The sequence below is a fragment of the Blattabacterium cuenoti genome (genome assembly GCF_014251555.1).
GTDB classification, from domain to species: Bacteria; Bacteroidota; Bacteroidia; order Flavobacteriales; family Blattabacteriaceae; genus Blattabacterium; species Blattabacterium cuenoti_P.
Map to the genome: position 1 here is coordinate 315,259 of NZ_CP059190.1, position 17,096 is coordinate 332,354.

Annotated in this window: 13 protein-coding genes, 1 tRNA gene and 1 pseudogene; 7 read left to right on the plus strand and 8 right to left on the minus strand. The window is 28.1% G+C overall.

Features of this window, described 5'->3' with window-relative positions; translation table 11 throughout:
* Nucleotides 1-98: 98 nt before the first annotated feature.
* Nucleotides 99-1,430 carry an Nramp family divalent metal transporter gene (locus H0H68_RS01520; protein ID WP_185853598.1) on the plus strand — a complete coding sequence of 444 codons (1,332 nt, stop codon included), beginning with the start codon at nt 99-101 and terminating at the stop codon, nt 1,428-1,430.
* Between the two features lie 2 nt (nt 1,431-1,432).
* Here H0H68_RS01520 and rplI read toward each other — a convergent pair whose 3' ends face one another.
* Genes rplI through mnmE form a run of 5 tightly spaced genes read right to left on the minus strand, consistent with a single transcriptional unit; the run spans nt 1,433 to nt 5,531 of the window.
* Nucleotides 1,433-1,885 (minus strand): 50S ribosomal protein L9, encoded by a 453-nt coding sequence (gene rplI / locus H0H68_RS01525; RefSeq protein ID WP_185853599.1) that lies wholly within the window; start codon nt 1,883-1,885, stop codon nt 1,433-1,435.
* A 10-nt stretch (nt 1,886-1,895) separates the two neighbouring features.
* Nucleotides 1,896-2,201, minus strand: a complete 306-nt coding sequence (gene rpsR, locus H0H68_RS01530; RefSeq protein ID WP_185853600.1) for a 30S ribosomal protein S18 — start codon at nt 2,199-2,201, stop codon at nt 1,896-1,898.
* Nucleotides 2,198-2,548 (minus strand): 30S ribosomal protein S6, encoded by a 351-nt coding sequence (gene rpsF, locus H0H68_RS01535; RefSeq protein ID WP_185853627.1) that lies wholly within the window; start codon nt 2,546-2,548, stop codon nt 2,198-2,200. The genes rpsR and rpsF overlap by 4 nt, the downstream gene beginning before the upstream one ends.
* A gap of 60 nt (nt 2,549-2,608) precedes the next feature.
* Nucleotides 2,609-4,123, minus strand: a complete 1,515-nt coding sequence (gene gltX / locus H0H68_RS01540) for a glutamate--tRNA ligase (protein ID WP_185853601.1) — start codon at nt 4,121-4,123, stop codon at nt 2,609-2,611.
* A 19-nt stretch (nt 4,124-4,142) separates the two neighbouring features.
* On the minus strand, nt 4,143-5,531 hold the full coding sequence (mnmE, locus tag H0H68_RS01545; protein WP_185853080.1) for a tRNA uridine-5-carboxymethylaminomethyl(34) synthesis GTPase MnmE: 1,389 nt from the start codon (nt 5,529-5,531) through the stop codon (nt 4,143-4,145).
* A gap of 71 nt (nt 5,532-5,602) precedes the next feature.
* Between mnmE and H0H68_RS01550 the strand changes: the two genes are divergently transcribed.
* The 5 genes from H0H68_RS01550 to H0H68_RS01570 all read left to right on the plus strand — a co-directional run bounded on the left by H0H68_RS01550 (nt 5,603) and on the right by H0H68_RS01570 (nt 12,474).
* Nucleotides 5,603-6,493, plus strand: coding sequence for a N5-glutamine methyltransferase family protein (locus tag H0H68_RS01550; RefSeq protein WP_185853081.1), 891 nt, complete (start codon nt 5,603-5,605; stop codon nt 6,491-6,493).
* Between the two features lie 18 nt (nt 6,494-6,511).
* Complete coding sequence (gene ligA, locus H0H68_RS01555; RefSeq protein WP_185853082.1) at nt 6,512-8,545, plus strand: NAD-dependent DNA ligase LigA; 2,034 nt, start codon at nt 6,512-6,514, stop codon at nt 8,543-8,545.
* Between the two features lie 150 nt (nt 8,546-8,695).
* Nucleotides 8,696-11,098: an endopeptidase La gene (gene lon, locus H0H68_RS01560; RefSeq protein WP_185853083.1), complete on the plus strand. Its 2,403-nt coding sequence runs from the start codon at nt 8,696-8,698 to the stop codon at nt 11,096-11,098.
* 52 nt (nt 11,099-11,150) lie between these two features.
* Entirely contained in the window at nt 11,151-12,386 is a 1,236-nt protein-coding gene (gene lysA / locus H0H68_RS01565; protein WP_185853628.1) for a diaminopimelate decarboxylase, read from the plus strand.
* 2 nt (nt 12,387-12,388) lie between these two features.
* A tRNA-Ser gene (locus H0H68_RS01570) sits at nt 12,389-12,474 on the plus strand.
* A gap of 71 nt (nt 12,475-12,545) precedes the next feature.
* Here the strand turns inward: H0H68_RS01570 and metG are convergent.
* Nucleotides 12,546-14,243, minus strand: a complete 1,698-nt coding sequence (metG, locus tag H0H68_RS01575) for a methionine--tRNA ligase (RefSeq protein WP_185853084.1) — start codon at nt 14,241-14,243, stop codon at nt 12,546-12,548.
* Between the two features lie 25 nt (nt 14,244-14,268).
* Here metG and H0H68_RS01580 point away from each other — a divergent pair, with 25 nt between their 5' ends.
* Nucleotides 14,269-15,171 carry a 5'-3' exonuclease gene (locus tag H0H68_RS01580; protein ID WP_185853085.1) on the plus strand — a complete coding sequence of 301 codons (903 nt, stop codon included), beginning with the start codon at nt 14,269-14,271 and terminating at the stop codon, nt 15,169-15,171.
* On the opposite strand, the pseudogene nadD reads toward H0H68_RS01580, so the two are convergent.
* Both nadD and H0H68_RS01590 read right to left on the minus strand, forming a co-directional pair.
* Nucleotides 15,153-15,727 (minus strand): annotated as a pseudogene (nadD, locus tag H0H68_RS01585) (nicotinate (nicotinamide) nucleotide adenylyltransferase). The gene H0H68_RS01580 and the pseudogene nadD sit on opposite strands and share 19 nt — an antisense overlap.
* Nucleotides 15,728-15,814: 87 nt before the next feature.
* Nucleotides 15,815-16,948 (minus strand): porin, encoded by a 1,134-nt coding sequence (locus H0H68_RS01590; protein ID WP_185853086.1) that lies wholly within the window; start codon nt 16,946-16,948, stop codon nt 15,815-15,817.
* Between the last annotated feature and the right edge of the window lie 148 nt (nt 16,949-17,096).

A 17,096-nucleotide genomic window follows, 5' to 3' on the forward strand; every position in this document is an offset into this window, starting at 1 on the left:
TCTATTTAATGCAATTTATTCTTTGAATTTTCATGAATAGATAATAAAAAGATTAAAACGGTTAACTTTATATTTTCGTGTTCTACTATTTTATTTTTATGCCAAAAAAGAAATCTTCTACAGGATGGAGAAATGAAAACAAACACCCTTCCCTTTCTGAAGTTTTTTCTTCCGTTTATGTTCCTCAACAAAAAGGAATATGGAGAAAACTTTTTGCTTTTACTGGTCCTGGACTATTGATCGCTGTAGGGTATATGGACCCAGGAAATTGGGCCACAGATATTGCTGGAGGTTCGAAATTTGGTTATATGCTTCTTTCCGTTATTTTTATATCCAATTTTTTTGCCATTATTTTGCAACATTTGGCTTTAAAATTAGGAATTGTTTGTGAGAGAGATTTAGCACAAGCTTGTAGGGATCATTATCCACCCTTTATTAATTTTACATTATGGCTATTATGTGAAATAGCCATTGCTGCTTGTGATTTAGCTGAAATAATTGGTTCTGTTTTAGCCTTAAAATTACTTTTTGGCATTCCCATTACATGGGGTGTATTAATTACAGCTATCGATGTTTTAATCATTTTGTTTTTTCAATATAAAGGTTTTAGATATATTGAAAGTGTGGTTGCTGCCTTAATATTTACAATTTTAGTTTGTTTCAGTTTTGAAATTATTAGCTCAAAACCGGAAATCTTTTCCATATTGAAAGGCATTGTTCCTAATCCAGAAATAATCAAAAATTCGCATTCTTTTTATATATCTATCGGAATATTAGGAGCGACTGTTATGCCTCACAATCTTTACCTTCACTCTAGTATCATACAAACTAGAGATTATCCACGTACTATTGAAGGAAAAAAAATGGCTATAAAATATGCAACCATAGATAGTACCTTATCTTTATCTCTAGCTTTTTTTATCAATGCGGCCATTTTAATTATATCTGCAGCCACTTTTCACAAAGCTGGACATACAGAAGTAGCAGATATTATGCATGCACACAAACTTTTAACTCCTATACTCGGTTCTAGCCTTGCTGGAGTTTTTTTTGCATTAGCTTTGCTCGCTTCAGGACAAAATTCTACACTAACTGGAACTTTAGCTGGACAAATAGTCATGGAAGGATTTTTAAATATCAGATTTAAACCTTGGATCAGAAGATTAATCACAAGACTGATAGCTATTGTTCCGGCTATGATCGCTTCTATTGTTTATGGAGAAAAAGGAACAGCTGAATTATTAATAATTAGTCAAATAATTTTATCAATACAATTAAGTTTCGCTATTGTTCCATTAGTTTATTTTACAGGAGATTCTAAAAAAATGGGACCATTTGTAAATGGACCTATTTTAAAAATATCAGCTTGGTTGATCACTATTATAGTGATATTCCTAAATTTATTTTTATTATATAACATTTTCCTTTAGTTTTAGGAAGAAGCTAATACTTCAAAATTTAACGTAAATTCTCGTTTTTGATGCAATCGTATATTTGCCTGATGTTTTCCTATTGTTTTAATGACTTTATTTCCAGGAATTCTAATAAATTTTTTATCTATTGAAATTCCTTCTTTCTTCAAAATTTTCATGAGTTCTTGATTATTAATAGAACCAAAAAGTTTTCCTCCCTTTCCCACTTTAGCTGGGATTTTAATAGTCAATTTTCTTAACTTATTTTCTATCTCTTTTGATTTTTCAATTAAAAAATTTTCTTTTTTAGAACGTTGTTTCAATATTTCACGAGTATTTTTTATAATTCCAGGTAATGCTAAAACAGCATATCCCTTAGGAATTAAATAATTTCTAGCGTAACCAGGTTTAACATCTAATTCATCATATTGAAACCCCAAATTTTCTACGTCTTTTTTTAAAAGAATTTTCATTTTTTTTATCTTATCTTAAATCATCTGTAACAAAAGGCAAAAGTCCAATTTGCCTACATCTCTTGATAGCTGCATTTAATTTGTTTTGATTTTTTTGTAAAGTTCCTGTGATACGACGTGGTAAAATTTTACCTTGTGCATTTAGAAATTTAATTAAAAATGGAGCATCCTTATAATCTATATATTTAATATTTCTTTTTTCAAAATAACAATATTTTTTTTCTACTTTGGTTTCTATTTTAATAGGAGATAAGTATCTTAAATCACTATCTGATACTTGTTGTTTTGGATGTTGATGGGTTTCCTCTAAAATCATAATTCTTCATCTTTTTTTAAGAATTTTTTTCTTCTTCTTTCTGCATATTCTATTCCATATTTATTTAATTTTACAGTTAAAAAACGTAAAATACGTTCATCTTGTCTTAATTTTAATTCTAAATCAGAGATTAAATTGGGAATCAACAAAAATTCAAATAAATGATAACAACCACTTTGTTTTTTGTGAATAGGATAAGCTAGTTTTTTTAATCCCCAATGTTCCTGATAAACAATTTTTCCTTTTTTTTGGATTAGATAATTTTCATATTCTTTTGCTGTTTCTTTTGCTTGATCATCAGATAATATAGGAGTGATTATCATGATATTTTCATAATGTTTAAGCATTGAATTTTTTTTACTAAAATGTAAATCTATATTTTTATGTTCTTTTTTCAAAAAAACACTCTAAATTTTTTCTTTGATTCTATTTATCAATTTTTCTACACGTTGTATGCTTTCTTCTTTTCCTAGCATTTCCAAAATCATGAAAATATCAATTCCTTTTAGAACACCGACTAAAGCCAAGCGGAATAATTGCATAATTTGATGTCTATTTTTTTGATCCTCTTGAAACAAGGGTTTTAAATTGACAGACGTAAATTGACTTGTATGAGATAACAAAATTTTTACATTTTCTAATTGAAAGATAGATTTTTGATGACAAATTTTATTGAAAAAATTAGATTCATAAGAACTAGGAGAAATAAAAAAATAAAAAGAATGTTCCCATATTTCATGAATGAAATGTATTCTATCAATCGTTAGATGGATAATTTTACACAAAAAATCTTTTTTATAGAAAATCGAACGTTTTTTGAGTTCTTCGCAAAGAAATGAAAATATTTCTTCTTTCTTTTTATTCAAATATTTTTTATTGAACCAATTAGCTTTTTTTAGATCAAAATAAACACCAGATTTATTTATTTTTTCCAAAGAAAAAAAATTTATTAATTCTTGTAAAGAAAAAATTTCCCTTTTGATTCCAGGATTCCATCCTAATAAAGCTAACATATTCACGAATGCTTCAGGGAAATAACCTAACTCCCTATATCCTGGAATGATGATTTGAGTATCTGGAACTTTCCATTGAATAGGATATATAGGAAAATCTAAGCTATCGGCATTTCTTTTGCTGATTTTTCCTTTTCCATCCTTTCTTAAAATTAAAGGTAAATGTGCAAAATGAGGAGGAATCCAACCAAAAGCCCTATATAATAATATATGCAAGGACATAGATGGAAGCCATTCTTCTCCTCTTAAAACATGGGTGATTTTCATGAGATGATCGTCTATTGTATTAGCTAAATGATAAGTAGCTACTCCATCTGATTTTAACAATATCTTATCGTCTAAATAATCTGTATCTACTATGATATTTCCACGTATGAGATCATACATATTCAATTTTTCTCCAGGTTGGATTTTAAATCGAATCACATAGGAATAACAAGATTGTAATTTAGCATCTAATTGTTCTTTCGTCATAGTTAAAGAATTGTTCATATCCATTCGAATTTTATAATTATAAGAAAAAATTAATCCACGATCGTTATATTCCTTCCTTTTTTTATCAAGATCTAGATCTGTATCAAAAGCATAATAAGCATATCCTTTTTCTAACAATTGATTTATATAAAAACGATAAATATTCCATCTTTTAGATTGATAATAAGGAAAATAAGGGCCTCCATAACCTACTCCTTCATCAGGTTCTATATGACACCATTTTAATGTTTCAAGAATATACGATTCAGAATTAGAAACAAATCTTTTTCGATCAGTATCCTCTATTCTAAGAATAAATGTACCGCCATGTCTTTTAGCAAAAAGATAATTGTATAATGCAGTTCTGATTCCACCTAAATGAAGTGGTCCTGTCGGACTAGGGGCAAAACGAACTCTTACAAAATGTTGTGACATAATAAATAATTAATGAATCTTATTTTCCAATGCAAAATTTCGAGAAAATATTTTCCAGAATATCTTCACTTGTTACTTCACCCGTTATCTCTCCTAAATAACGCAATGCTTCTTTAATATAGATAGAAACTAAATCTTCTGAAAGTCCTTTTTTTAAAGCATCATAGGCTAATAAAACCTCTCTTAATGAAAGTTTCAAAGCTTCATAGTGTCTGCTTTGTGTAACGACTATTTTTTTTTCTTTTAATTTTTCAATAAATAAATGATTTAAAACGTCTAGGACTTTTTTTACTTCGTGACGATTTTTGGCAGAAATTTCAAAAAAATAAGAAACCTTCGACTTGATATTATCAAAATCATGTGAATGGGATAGATCTGACTTATTCGCTATTGCAAAAATAGCTTTTAATGGATACTTTTTTTTAATTTTTTGAATATCACTAATAATTTTTTTCTGTTTTTTTATTTCTGAAGAATCAAAAATATATAATATCACTTGAGACTCTTCTATTTTATTCATGGTCTTTTCAACTCCCATCATTTCTATGGGATCTATGGATTTTCTAATTCCTGCTGTATCAAAAAAATGAAAAAGAATTCCATTTAAAATGATTTCTCCTCCTACACAATCTCTAGTCGTTCCTTCTATATGGGATATAATAGAACGGTCTTCCTCAATAACCTGATTGAAAAAAGTAGATTTTCCGACATTGGGTTCTCCAATAATGACCACATATACTCCTTTTTTGATAGCATTTCCCAACGAAAAAGATTCAATTAAATCTTTTAAAGTCTTTTCTAATTCTTGTAAAAAGGAAAAAAGGTCTGATCTATTAACAAAAATCACATTATCTTCAGAAAAATCTAACTCAAGTTCTAGTAAAGATGCAAAATCCAACAATTTTTTTCTTAAATTTTTAATGGTATTAGATAATTTTCCTTTTATCTGTTGTAAAGAAATCTCATGATAAGCTTTATTTTCAGATAAAATCAGGTCAGCTATAGCTTCGGCTTGTGATAAATCCACTTTTTTATTTAGAAAAGCACGAAATGTAAATTCACCAGGACGGGCTAAACGTATTCCTTTTCTAATTAGCAATTGTAAAATCCGTTGTTGAATATAATAAGATCCATGACAAGAGATCTCTATCATATTTTCTCCTGTATATGAAAAAGGAGATTTGAAGATAGAAATTAATACTTGATCCAATAAATTCTTATCTTCTTCCATAAGATACCCTAAATGAATCGTATGTGTAGATTGATTTTCCAGTTTTTTTCCAGGTTTAATAGGAAGAAAAATATTTTCAACAGTAGATATGGAAGTTTTTCCAGAAAGACGAATAACAGAGATTGCACTGGAACCAATAGGAGTTGCTAAAGCAACAATGGTCTCTTCATCTAACATAATGACACAGATTAGATGAATATAAAAATAAGTATTTTTTTAATTCCCATAATTTCAATTGACTTCAATTTATGAGATCTTTTGACAAATTTTACCGTTTATTTCAAAAAACTCTTCGAGATTTATATACAGAACCTAAAGAGATAGAAAGTCTCTTTTTTTTACTTATGACCCACATTTTTAAATGTGATAAAACAACTGTACTATTACAATTAAGTAATAAAAAGAAAATCAATTTTTTGATTTATAAAACATTAATCAAAAAATTATGGGAATTAAAAAAAAATAGACCGATTCAATATGTAATTGAAAAGGCTTACTTTTTTGGAATGGAATTCATAGTTAATGAAAAAGTATTCATTCCAAGACCGGAAACAGAAGAACTTGTATCCTGGATTCTACAGGATAATAAGAATACGAGGAACATTCCAATATTTGATATTGGAACAGGAAGTGGATGCATTGGTATTACCTTAAAAAAGAAGAACCCTGAAATTGGACACATTTATGCAATAGATTTTTATCAAGAAGTTCTTAATATTGCTCGTAAAAATGCAGAATTACATAACGTAGAAATTTCATTTCAAAAAGTGGATCTTTTGAAAGATTCGATTTCTATACCACCAAAAATGGACGAAAATTCTGTTAGCATTATTGTGAGTAATCCTCCTTATGTTAGGCTCTCTGAAAGAAAATTATTACATCCAAATATTATTCAATACGAACCTTTTCAAGCTTTATTTGTTCCTGATGAGGACCCTTTGATTTTTTATAAAAAAATTTCTTTTTGGATCAAAAAAAAATTGATTGGAATTGTTTATGTTTATTTTGAAATCAACCAATTTATTTATTTAGATATTATTGATTTTTTGAAAAAAATCGGATTTTTAAATATAGAAATAAGGAAAGATTTTCAAGGTTTTTTCAGAATGATTCGTGCAGTATATTACGTGAAGAAATAAGATAAGATAAAAAATCACATGGATCAAAAAAAAAAAATAGAAAAGAAAATACAAAAACTCAGAAAAGAGTTATCAAAATATAATCATAAATATTATAATTTGGACACTTCAGACATCTCCGATTTTCATTTTGATAAGAAATTAGAAGAATTATCCTTTTTAGAAAAAAAATATCCTGAATTCCATAACCCTACTTCACCCACAATAAAAATAGGAGCAGAGATTCATGAAACTTCCTCTCTATCTATAGTTCATAAATACAAAATGTACTCTCTTCAAAACTCCTACTCTAAGAAAGAATTAATAATTTGGAAAAAAAAAATCAGTAAATCAATTGATCTTTTATCCTTTGTGTGTGAACTCAAATATGATGGAGTATCTATTAATTTAATTTATAAAAACGGATTTTTAACAAATGCGGTTACTCGTGGAAATGGAGAAAAAGGAGAAGATGTCACAGAAAATATAAAAACTATAAAATACATTCCCTTAAAATTAAGAGGAAATAATTATCCCGCGTATCTTGAAATACGTGGAGAAGTTTTTCTTCCTACAAAAAATTTTATAGAAATAAATAAAAAACGTATAAAAAGTGGACAAATTCCTTATGCTAATCCAAGAAATACGGCTAGTGGAACACTTAAAATTCATGATCACAAAGAAGTACGTAAAAGAAATTTATTTTGTATAGCATTTCATGTTGCAGGAAAAAATTTGCCTTTTGACACACAATATGAATCTCTAAAACACATAAAAAATTGGGGGTTTCAAGTTCCAGAAACAGCACGTTTTTGTAAGAACATGGAAGAAGTATTTCATTTCATAGATTTTTGGAGTCTATGGAAAGAGAAACTCCCCTACCAAATCGATGGCATAGTTATTAAAGTAAATGAATATCAAAAACAATCCATTTTAGGATTCACCAATAAATATCCACGATGGGCCATCGCCTATAAATTCAGACAAAAACTGTCTGAAACCAAATTATTAAGCCTAACGTTCCAAGTAGGACGTACTGGAGTCATTACTCCTGTCGCCAATGTAGTTCCTATTTCTATTTCTGGAACCAGAATCAAAAGAGTTGCTCTTTATAATGACAGTTTTATACAAAAAATGGGAATTCATTATGGAGATTCACTTTTATTAGAAAAAGGTGGAAATATTATACCAAAAGTAACAGAAATCAATATCAAAAAAAGATCTAGTCAAGCATTTCCTGTATTCTTTTTAAAAAAATGTCCATCATGCAATAGTATATTAACAAAAAAAAATGAATTATTTTATTGTCCAAATCAAAACTGTTCTTCTCAAAGAATAGAAAAAATAAAACATTTTGTGAGCGAAAAGGCTATGAATATTCAAAAAATTGGAAGTGAAATGATAAAAAAACTATACAAAAAAGGTTTTTTATATAGTTTTTACAATTTATATGAATTGAAAAAAGAAGAACTCCTTCAAATAGATGGGATCAAAGAAAAATTGGCAGATAGCGTTATAAACAACATAAAAAAATCTAAATCTAATCCCTTTGATAGAGTCTTATATGCCTTGGGTATTCGTCATGTAGGAGAATATCTTTCAAAGAAATTAACCGAACACTTTTTGGAGATCGATTCTTTAATGCATGCAAATTATGATCATTTAATTTCTATTTCAGGCATAGGAAAAAAAATTACAAAAAGCATAATCACTTATTTTTCAATTTATGAAAATGAACACGTCATTAAAATGCTAATCAAATATGGATTACATTTTTCGAAATCTTCTATGAGTAAAAAGTTTTCTTATTTTTCTTCTATTGAAGGAAAATCTTTTGTCTTTACAGGAAAACTATCTTGTATGACCCGAAATCAAGCTAAAAATATGGTAGAAAATCTAGGTGGAAGAGTTTATCATACTGTCAATAATCAAATCAATTTCATAGTAGTTGGAAAAAATTTCGGTTCCAAATTTAAAAAAAGTATGGAAAAAAATCATGTAAAAATTTTAACAGAAAATCTTTTTCTGGATATGCTTGAAAAAGAAAAAAAAGAAAAAGAAATCAAATTTTAAATGATTGTTTTAAAAGAAAAATAGTCAGTATAAATGGTTTTGTTTTTCATATAGAAAACAGTATATTTAATTCTTAAGTTCTTAAGTGATGATGATGAGTTCATGCATCACAGAATTAATGCATCATTTAAGTAAGAAATCTATTTTTTTATGTTACTAAAAAATATATTTACAGAATCTGGATTCGAGTCTGAAGCTGAGTTTATACCCTTAATGAGTCAAGATGAAGAGGATCAGCTTCTTAAGGACGATATTCCTGAACAATTATGTATCTTAACAGTCAGAAATATGGTTTTGTATTCCGGAATTGTTTTTCCAATCATAGCAGGAAAAAGTGGATCCATTCAATTGTTACAAGATGCTTATGGATTTGATAAAACGGTTGGAGTATTAACACAAAAAAATTCTGGAATAGAAAATCTCAGTGAGAAAGATTTGTATTCTATTGGAACGGTTGCTAAAATATTGAAATTACTAAAAATGCCTGATGGAAATACCACTGTGATTTTACAGGGAAAAAGAAGATTCAAAGTCAATCGTTTTATTCAAAATGATCCCTATTTTAAAGCAGAAATCATAGCTTTAGAAGAAAATAAACCTTCCTGCAAGGATAAAGAATACCTAGCTTTGGTTGAATCTATAAAGGAAATTGCCATAAAAATCATTCAGGATAACCCCAATATTCCATCAGAAGCGAGTATTGCCATTCGGAATATAGAAAGTCCTTCTTTTTTAATCAACTTTGTAGCAGCTAATATGAATTTAGCTACCAGAGATAAACAAAAATTGTTAGAATACAATGATTTAAAAAAAAGAGCAATGGAAACATTGCGTTTTCTCAACGTAGAACATCAACAAATTAAATTAAAAAATGATATTCAATCTCGTGTTCGCAGTGATATGGATCAACAACAGAGAGAATATTTTTTGCATCAGCAAATTAAAGCCATACAAGAAGAATTAGGAGATATTTCTTATGAAAAAGAAATTGATGAAATGCGTTCTAAGGCGTCCAGAAAAAAATGGACAAAAGAAGCAAAGAAACAGTTTGACAGAGAGTTACTAAAAATGCAAAGAATTAATCCTCAAATGCCTGAATACACAGTTCAAAGAAACTATCTAGAATTGATGATAGACCTCCCTTGGGGGAGATATTCAAAAGATAGTTTTGATTTAGAATATGCACAAAAAATATTAGATAGAGACCACTATGGGCTGGAAAAAGTTAAAGAACGTATTATAGAATATTTAGCTGTCTTAAAATTAAGAGGAGACATGCGTTCTCCTATTCTATGCTTTTACGGTCCACCTGGAGTAGGAAAAACTTCCTTAGGAAGATCTATAGCCACTGCACTGAAAAGAAAATACGTACGTATTTCTTTAGGGGGATTACATGATGAATCTGAAATTCGTGGACACAGAAGGACTTATATAGGAGCCATGCCTGGTAGGCTATTGCAATCTATACGAAAAGTAGGAACTTCCAACCCTGTTTTTGTGATAGACGAAATAGATAAAATGGGTTTAGGGACAAATGGAGATCCTTCTTCCGCTATGTTAGAAGTTTTAGATCCTGAACAAAATACCTCTTTTTACGACAATTTTTTAGAAATGGGTTATGATTTGTCAAAAGTATTGTTTATTGCTACAGCAAATTCACTTTCCCATATCCAACCAGCTCTTATAGATAGGATGGAGGTTATAGAAATGAATGGATATACAGTAGAAGAAAAAACACAAATTGTTAAGAAACACATACTTCCTAAGCAACTAAAAGACAATGGATTAAAAAAATCAGATTTAATACTTAGAACGAAACAAATAGAAAAAGTCATTGAAAGTTATACCAGAGAATCTGGATTGAGAACTTTGGAAAAGCATATTGCTAAATTAGCACGTTATGTAGCCAAGCATATTGCTATGAATAAAAAATATGTGAAACATTTAAGTATTGAAAAAATAGAAAGTATTCTTGGAATTCCAAATGATCCAGACCGTTATGAAGAAAATAATGTTCCAGGTGTGGTTACAGGTTTAGCTTGGACTCATTTTGGTGGAGATATTTTATATATTGAATCCAGTTTATCTAAGGGAAAAGGAAATTTAAGTATTACTGGAAATTTAGGAGAAGTCATGAAAGAATCTGCAACAATTGCTTTGCAGTATATTAAAGCTAATTATAAAAAATTTAACATAGATCCTATCATGTTTGAAGAAAAAAATGTACATGTTCATGTTCCTGAAGGGGCTGTTCCCAAAGATGGACCATCTGCAGGAATAACAATGTTAACCTCTTTAGTATCAAGTTTTACGAAAAGGAAGTTAAGACCTCATTTAGCTATGACAGGAGAAATAACCCTGAGAGGGAAAGTCCTTCCTGTAGGTGGGATTAAAGAAAAAATTCTAGCGGCTAAACGGGCTAATATTAAAGAAATTATTCTTTCACAGGACAATAAAAAAGATGTAGAAGAAATTAAACCAGAACATTTAAAAGGATTAACCTTTGATTATGTTAGAAATATGAATGATGTGATTCATTTAGCTTTATTGTAAAAAAAATAATCAACCATAGTTTCTATGTTTTTTTTGATTGATTAAAAATATGATGAATGAATTAGAAAATATGAGTTCCTCAATTCATAGAGAACATTTAATTCAATTAGCGAAAAAATACGGAACTCCACTTTATATATACGATTCTTGCAAAATCAAGAAACAATATATTAAGATGAAAAATGCTTTCAGTGGGATCAATAATTTAATAATTAATTATGCTTGTAAAGCTAATACTAATCTGAATATATTAAAATTTTTACAAAAATTAGGAAGTGGATTAGATACCGTATCTATACAGGAAGTAGAACTAGGATTAAAAGCTGGTTTTCAGCCTAAAAAAATTATATTCACACCTAACTGTGTTTCTATTCAAGAAATCAAAAAAGCCGTCGGTTTTGGGGTTAGAATCACCCTAGATAATCTATCCATTTTAGAACAGTTTGGAGAATATTATCCAAATTATTCTATAGGGATAAGAATTAATCCGCATATTATGGCAGGAGGAAATTCAAAAATTTCAGTAGGACATATTGATTCTAAATTTGGAATTTCTTATTATCAAATTCCTCATATGAAAAGAATATTAAAAAATACAGGACTCAAAATAGAAGGATTTCATATGCATACAGGATCTGATATATTAGATATAAAATCCTTTTTAGAAGGAGCAAAAATATTGTTTCAAACAGCTATCGATTTTCCAAATCTTGATTATATTGATTTTGGAAGTGGTTTTAAAGTTCAATATAAAAAAAATGATGTAAAAACGGATCTTACTTCTTTAAGTCATTTTATTACGGAAAAATTTAAAGATTTTTGTAAAAATTACGGAAGTAAAATTGCTTTGATTTTTGAACCAGGTAAATTTTTAGTTAGTGAATCTGGATATTTTTTAGTTAATGTCAATGTCATCAAACATACGACTTCGACTGTATTTTCTGGAGTAGATTCAGGCTTTAATCATTTCCTTCGTCCTATGTTTTATAATGCTTATCACTGTATTGAAAATATTTCTAATCCAAACGGTCGTTTTCGCTTTTACACGGTCGTTGGATATATTTGTGAATCGGATACCTTTGGTTTGAATCGAAAAATTCAAGAAATCCGTGAAGGAGACATTTTGTGCATGAAAAATGCGGGGGCTTACTGTTTTTCTATGTCTTCTAATTATAATTCTCGTTATAGACCTGCTGAAGTTTTGATTTTTAAGGGAAAAGATTTTCTGATAAGAAAAAGAGAAACTATGCAAGATCTTCTTAGAAACATTGTGGAAATTCACATGTAAATGGAGAGATGGCAGAGTGGTTAATTGCGGCGGTCTTGAAAACCGTTGAGGTTTATTGCCTCCGGGGGTTCGAATCCCTCTCTCTCCGCAACAATCTCCGCAACAATCTCCGCAACAATAAATAATCAAAAAATAATCAAAGGATACTATAAAAAATTTTTAAAAACTTTTTTTGGATTCATGTTGTCTTTTTTCTAATTTTATTAGTTGCTTTTCAATACTTTCATTAGTTACTTTTTCAAATAATAATGTGGAATTCCCTAATAAATGTCCTGGACATAAAATTTTTTCTTTTATTTGATTCCAAAAAAAAGTTTTCAAACGAAGCATATCTAACAATTTTTTTGCAGTTTTGGGAAGAAAGGGTTCAGCTAATTGAGCTAACATTCCAACAATTTGCAAAGAAACATAAAGAATGGTTTCTACACGTTCTTTTTCTTTTTTTTTCCAAGGTTCTTCTTCTGTTAAATATTTGTTTCCGAGTTTAGCTAAACTCATAAAATATGCCAAGGATTCTTTGAATTTATAGGATTCAATCAAATCACCTATATGTTCTGGATAATTTTTGATTCTTTTTAAAATATTTTTATCCTTTATAGATAAAATCCCTGGATTAGGAACAATGCCATTGTTGTACTTTTTAACTAAAGTTAGGCTTCTGTTGACGAAATTTCCTAATATAGCAACCAATTCAGTATTATTTTTTCTTTGAAAATCTTTCCAATTGAAATTATTATCTTTTTTGTCTGGCATATTAGCAATGAGAATGTAACGAAGTGTATCCTGTTGATTTGGAAAATCTTCTAGATATTCATGAGCCCATACTGCCCAATTTTTAGAAGTAGATATCTTTTTATTTTCTAAATGGAGAAATTCATTAGCTAATATTTTATCCGGAAGGATATATCCATCATCATATGCTTTAAGGATGACTGGAAAAATAATGCAATGAAAAACAATATTATCTTTTCCTATAAACTGAATTAATTTAGTTTTTTTATCTTTCCAATAAGGTTTCCAATCTATCTTTTTTCGTTTAGACCATTCTATAGTAGACGAAATATATCCTATAGGAGCTTCGAACCAGACATACAGTACTTTTCCCATCTCTTTCGAAATTGGAACAGGGACTCCCCAATTTAAATCTCTCGTTATAGCACGAGGTTTTAATCCTTGATCTAACCAAGATTTTGCTTGTCCATATACATTCACTTTCCAATCTTTTTGATGACTAATTAAAATCCATTCTTCCAAGAATTTTTGATATTGATTCAAAGGAAAGTACCAATGTTTAGTTTTTTTCAAAACTGGAAAGCTTCCACTTATGGTAGATTTTGGATGTATTAAATCTTCAGGAATTAACGAACTTCCACAATTTTCGCACTGATCTCCATAAGCTTCCTCTTTTTGACAATGAGGACAAATCCCGGATATATACCTATCCGCTAAGAATTGTTGAGCTTCTTCATCATAATATTGTTCGGATACTTTTTCAAAAATTTTTTTTTTTTCATGAAGTTTTTTGAAAAAAGAAGTAGAAATTTCATAATGAATTTCTGTAGAAGTTCTGGAATAGTTATCAAATTGTATACCGAAATTCGTGAAACAATTTTTAATCATATGATGATACTTATTTACTATTTCTTTAGGAGTTTTTTTTTCTTTTTTAGCTTGCATAGCAATAGGAACTCCATGTTCATCCGATCCACATATAAAAATAACATCTTTGTTTTTTCGTCTCAGATAACGAACAAAAACATCTGCAGGAAAATAAACTCCTGCTAAATGACCTATGTGAATTGGTCCATTTGCATATGGTAAAGCAGCAGTGACTGTATATTTATTTGATTTTTTCATACAAAGATTAAATTTTTAATAAGATATGAATAATAATAAAAAACTATTTTTAATAGATGCATATCCCCTTATTTATCAAAGTTATTATGCTTACATCAATAAGCCTCTTTTTACTTCCAAAGGACTCAACACTTCGCCTATCATAAATTTCACATACTTTTTGATCAAAATATTAAATGATGAGAAGCCATCTTATATGGCTACTATTTTTGATGATAGTCAAGAAATTTCTTTTCGAAAAAAAGAATATTATAAGTATAAGGCTCATAGAAAAAAAACCCCGAAAGCTATTTGCATAGCAATTCCTTATATTAGAAAAATTTTAAAAACCTTTCAAATTTCTTGTTTTTATGCAAAAAATGGATATGAGGCCGATGATCTTATCGGAACAATAGCTAAAAAAGCCGAAAATAAAGGATATATTATTTATATAATAACCTTGGACAAAGATTTTTTTCAATTGGTCACAGAAAACATTAAAGTTTATATACCTCCTTTTAAAGGAAATCCAAAAAAAATATTCGGAATAGAGGAAATCAAAGAAAAATTTGGAGTGACCCATCCAAAACAAGTTATAGATTTATGGAGTATGATGGGAGATCCTTCTGATAATATACCAGGATTACCAGGAATAGGAGAAAAAAATGCTAAAAAATTTATTAAAAAATATGGAAGCATTGAAAATTTGTTAAATTCTACTCATCATCTTAATGGAAAAATTCAAAGAAATATTGAAGAAAACAAAAATTTAGGTCTTTTATCCAAGAAATTAATTACTATTGTTACTAATATTCCTTTTTTTTCTTTTCATGAGAATAAATTTTATGTCAAAAAACCAAATTGGCATTCCATTAAAAAAATATTCGGAGAACTTGAATTCATCAGATTATTAAAAATAGCTCATCAATATTATAATCTTTTTCTATAAAATTTATATTTTATCATGTAATTCCAAACTTCTGTATGAAGCATAGATTTCATATTTTTTCCTTTTTGAATAGAATTTCGAATAAAAGAAGAAGATATTTCAATAATTGGAGCCTTCAAAAAAATTATATTATTCCGTTTAAAAACAGGATTGGAGAAATGACCAATTCTAGGGTAAACCAAAATATCATATTTATTCAAAATCATTTTATAATTTTTCCATTTTCTTAAAGAAGAAAAAGAATCTTGTCCCAAAACAAGATAAAATTGATTTTTAGGATATTTTTTCTCTATATTGGACAATGTATGAATTGTATAAGAAGGGGAATATCCATATTCTATATCCAAAACACTCATTTTATCATAACCATAAACAGCTATTTGAACCATTTTTATGCGGTGTTCATAATCTAAAAGATTTTTTTTTTTAATGGATTTTGTGGAGAAACAACAAACCAAACATGATCTATATCTAAAAATTCTGTGATATGATTAGCAATAATTGTATGTCCTAAATGTATGGGATTAAATGATCCAAAATAAAGTCCTATTTTCATAACTAATCAATCAAACAAAAAATATCGAGCCTGTATCTCGATATTTTTATTTATACTCTTTATCTATCCTATCCTTACCTCATTATCTTAAATCATCTTAATACGATAACTTAATCCTAAAATGATAAAATGATTATTCTTATTTTCTTTTTTAATTTGATCTAAATTGTAATTAACTCTTTGATTTTGATACAAAAAATGAAAACTTAGATCTTCATTTTTGATAATAGGAAGAAATTCTATCCCTCCGTAATAAGTATATGCTTTTTTAAACAATTTATTCTCACCCAAAATATCATTGACTCCTTTTTTAGAAGTTCCCATTTCATAAACTCCTTTTGCAATCAAATTCCATTTTGGAATAAAATTGTATTTCAATTTCACTAAATAAGTTCCATATTTTACAGAAGCTACATTATTCTGATAATCAGAACTCCATGAGCGTAATATTTTTGTTACATCCCCATTTTTTTCTATATCTTCATCACTTAATATATAATCTGCTTCTATAGAAAAAGGCTTAAAATCTAATTTACTCCCTAAAGCTAGCAATTTCCAAAATTTTTTATTTTCATTTTCTTGAAAAATAGAATAAGACCATCTGTTTTGTATTATTTGATTCTTGAACAAACTCCAATTCCAATTCACAGAATAACCCATAGGATTATTCACTTTTTGAACTGTATTTTCTTCATTATTTGAATTTTTGATGCTATTTACAATTTGAAATTGTAATTCATGATTTTTGATTGGAAGATAAATAAAATTGAAGCCAACAGGATTATCCTTATTTTTATATACATTCGTATACCGATATGGTGATCCATATAAATTATTAGCATATTCCATGCTTCCAAAAGAAGCTGGTTGTTTTCCTATCAAAAAGTAAAGTTTGTCATTCCACTTATATTTTAAATAAGCTAAATCAACTATTCTGTTATTTTCTATATTATTCAATTTTTTTGAAAAACGATAACTAATTTTTTCATTCGCCTTTCCTATCACTTCTAAATTTAAATAGTCTTCAGAAAAACGAGACCCCTCAAAAAATTCTTCTTTTACTGTAGAATTAATATTACCACTCAAATCTACAAACATGTTAAAATGAGGATTTTCATCTTTTTTTTGATGAAATGTTACTTCATCAGCGGAACTGTAAGTATGAAAAGAATAAAAAAATCCTAAAAAAAGAATAAAGAAAATCATTTTTGTTTTTTTCATTTTTTTAACTTTTTTTATATAATATAATCAATTTTCCAGTATAAAAAACTTTTAAATGATTGAAAAAATATTTAATTTATTTTAAATAAACTACTTTTCAAAATAAAATGTACAAAAATATTTCAAAAAAAAATGCTAAAGAAAAAAG

Excerpts from the sequence above, each read along its gene's own strand:
- H0H68_RS01520 (WP_185853598.1), top strand. The coding sequence starts at position 99 with ATGCCAAAAAAGAAATCTTCTACAGGATGGAGAAATGAAAACAAACAC.
- rplI (WP_185853599.1), bottom strand. The coding sequence starts at position 1,885 with ATGAAAATTCTTTTAAAAAAAGACGTAGAAAATTTGGGGTTTCAATAT.
- rpsR (WP_185853600.1), bottom strand. The coding sequence starts at position 2,201 with ATGATTTTAGAGGAAACCCATCAACATCCAAAACAACAAGTATCAGAT.
- rpsF (WP_185853627.1), bottom strand. The coding sequence starts at position 2,548 with ATGCTTAAACATTATGAAAATATCATGATAATCACTCCTATATTATCT.
- gltX (WP_185853601.1), bottom strand. The coding sequence starts at position 4,123 with ATGTCACAACATTTTGTAAGAGTTCGTTTTGCCCCTAGTCCGACAGGA.
- mnmE (WP_185853080.1), bottom strand. The coding sequence starts at position 5,531 with ATGTTAGATGAAGAGACCATTGTTGCTTTAGCAACTCCTATTGGTTCC.
- H0H68_RS01550 (WP_185853081.1), top strand. The coding sequence starts at position 5,603 with ATGAGATCTTTTGACAAATTTTACCGTTTATTTCAAAAAACTCTTCGA.
- ligA (WP_185853082.1), top strand. The coding sequence starts at position 6,512 with ATGGATCAAAAAAAAAAAATAGAAAAGAAAATACAAAAACTCAGAAAA.
- lon (WP_185853083.1), top strand. The coding sequence starts at position 8,696 with ATGTTACTAAAAAATATATTTACAGAATCTGGATTCGAGTCTGAAGCT.
- lysA (WP_185853628.1), top strand. The coding sequence starts at position 11,151 with ATGAATGAATTAGAAAATATGAGTTCCTCAATTCATAGAGAACATTTA.
- metG (WP_185853084.1), bottom strand. The coding sequence starts at position 14,243 with ATGAAAAAATCAAATAAATATACAGTCACTGCTGCTTTACCATATGCA.
- H0H68_RS01580 (WP_185853085.1), top strand. The coding sequence starts at position 14,269 with ATGAATAATAATAAAAAACTATTTTTAATAGATGCATATCCCCTTATT.
- H0H68_RS01590 (WP_185853086.1), bottom strand. The coding sequence starts at position 16,948 with ATGAAAAAAACAAAAATGATTTTCTTTATTCTTTTTTTAGGATTTTTT.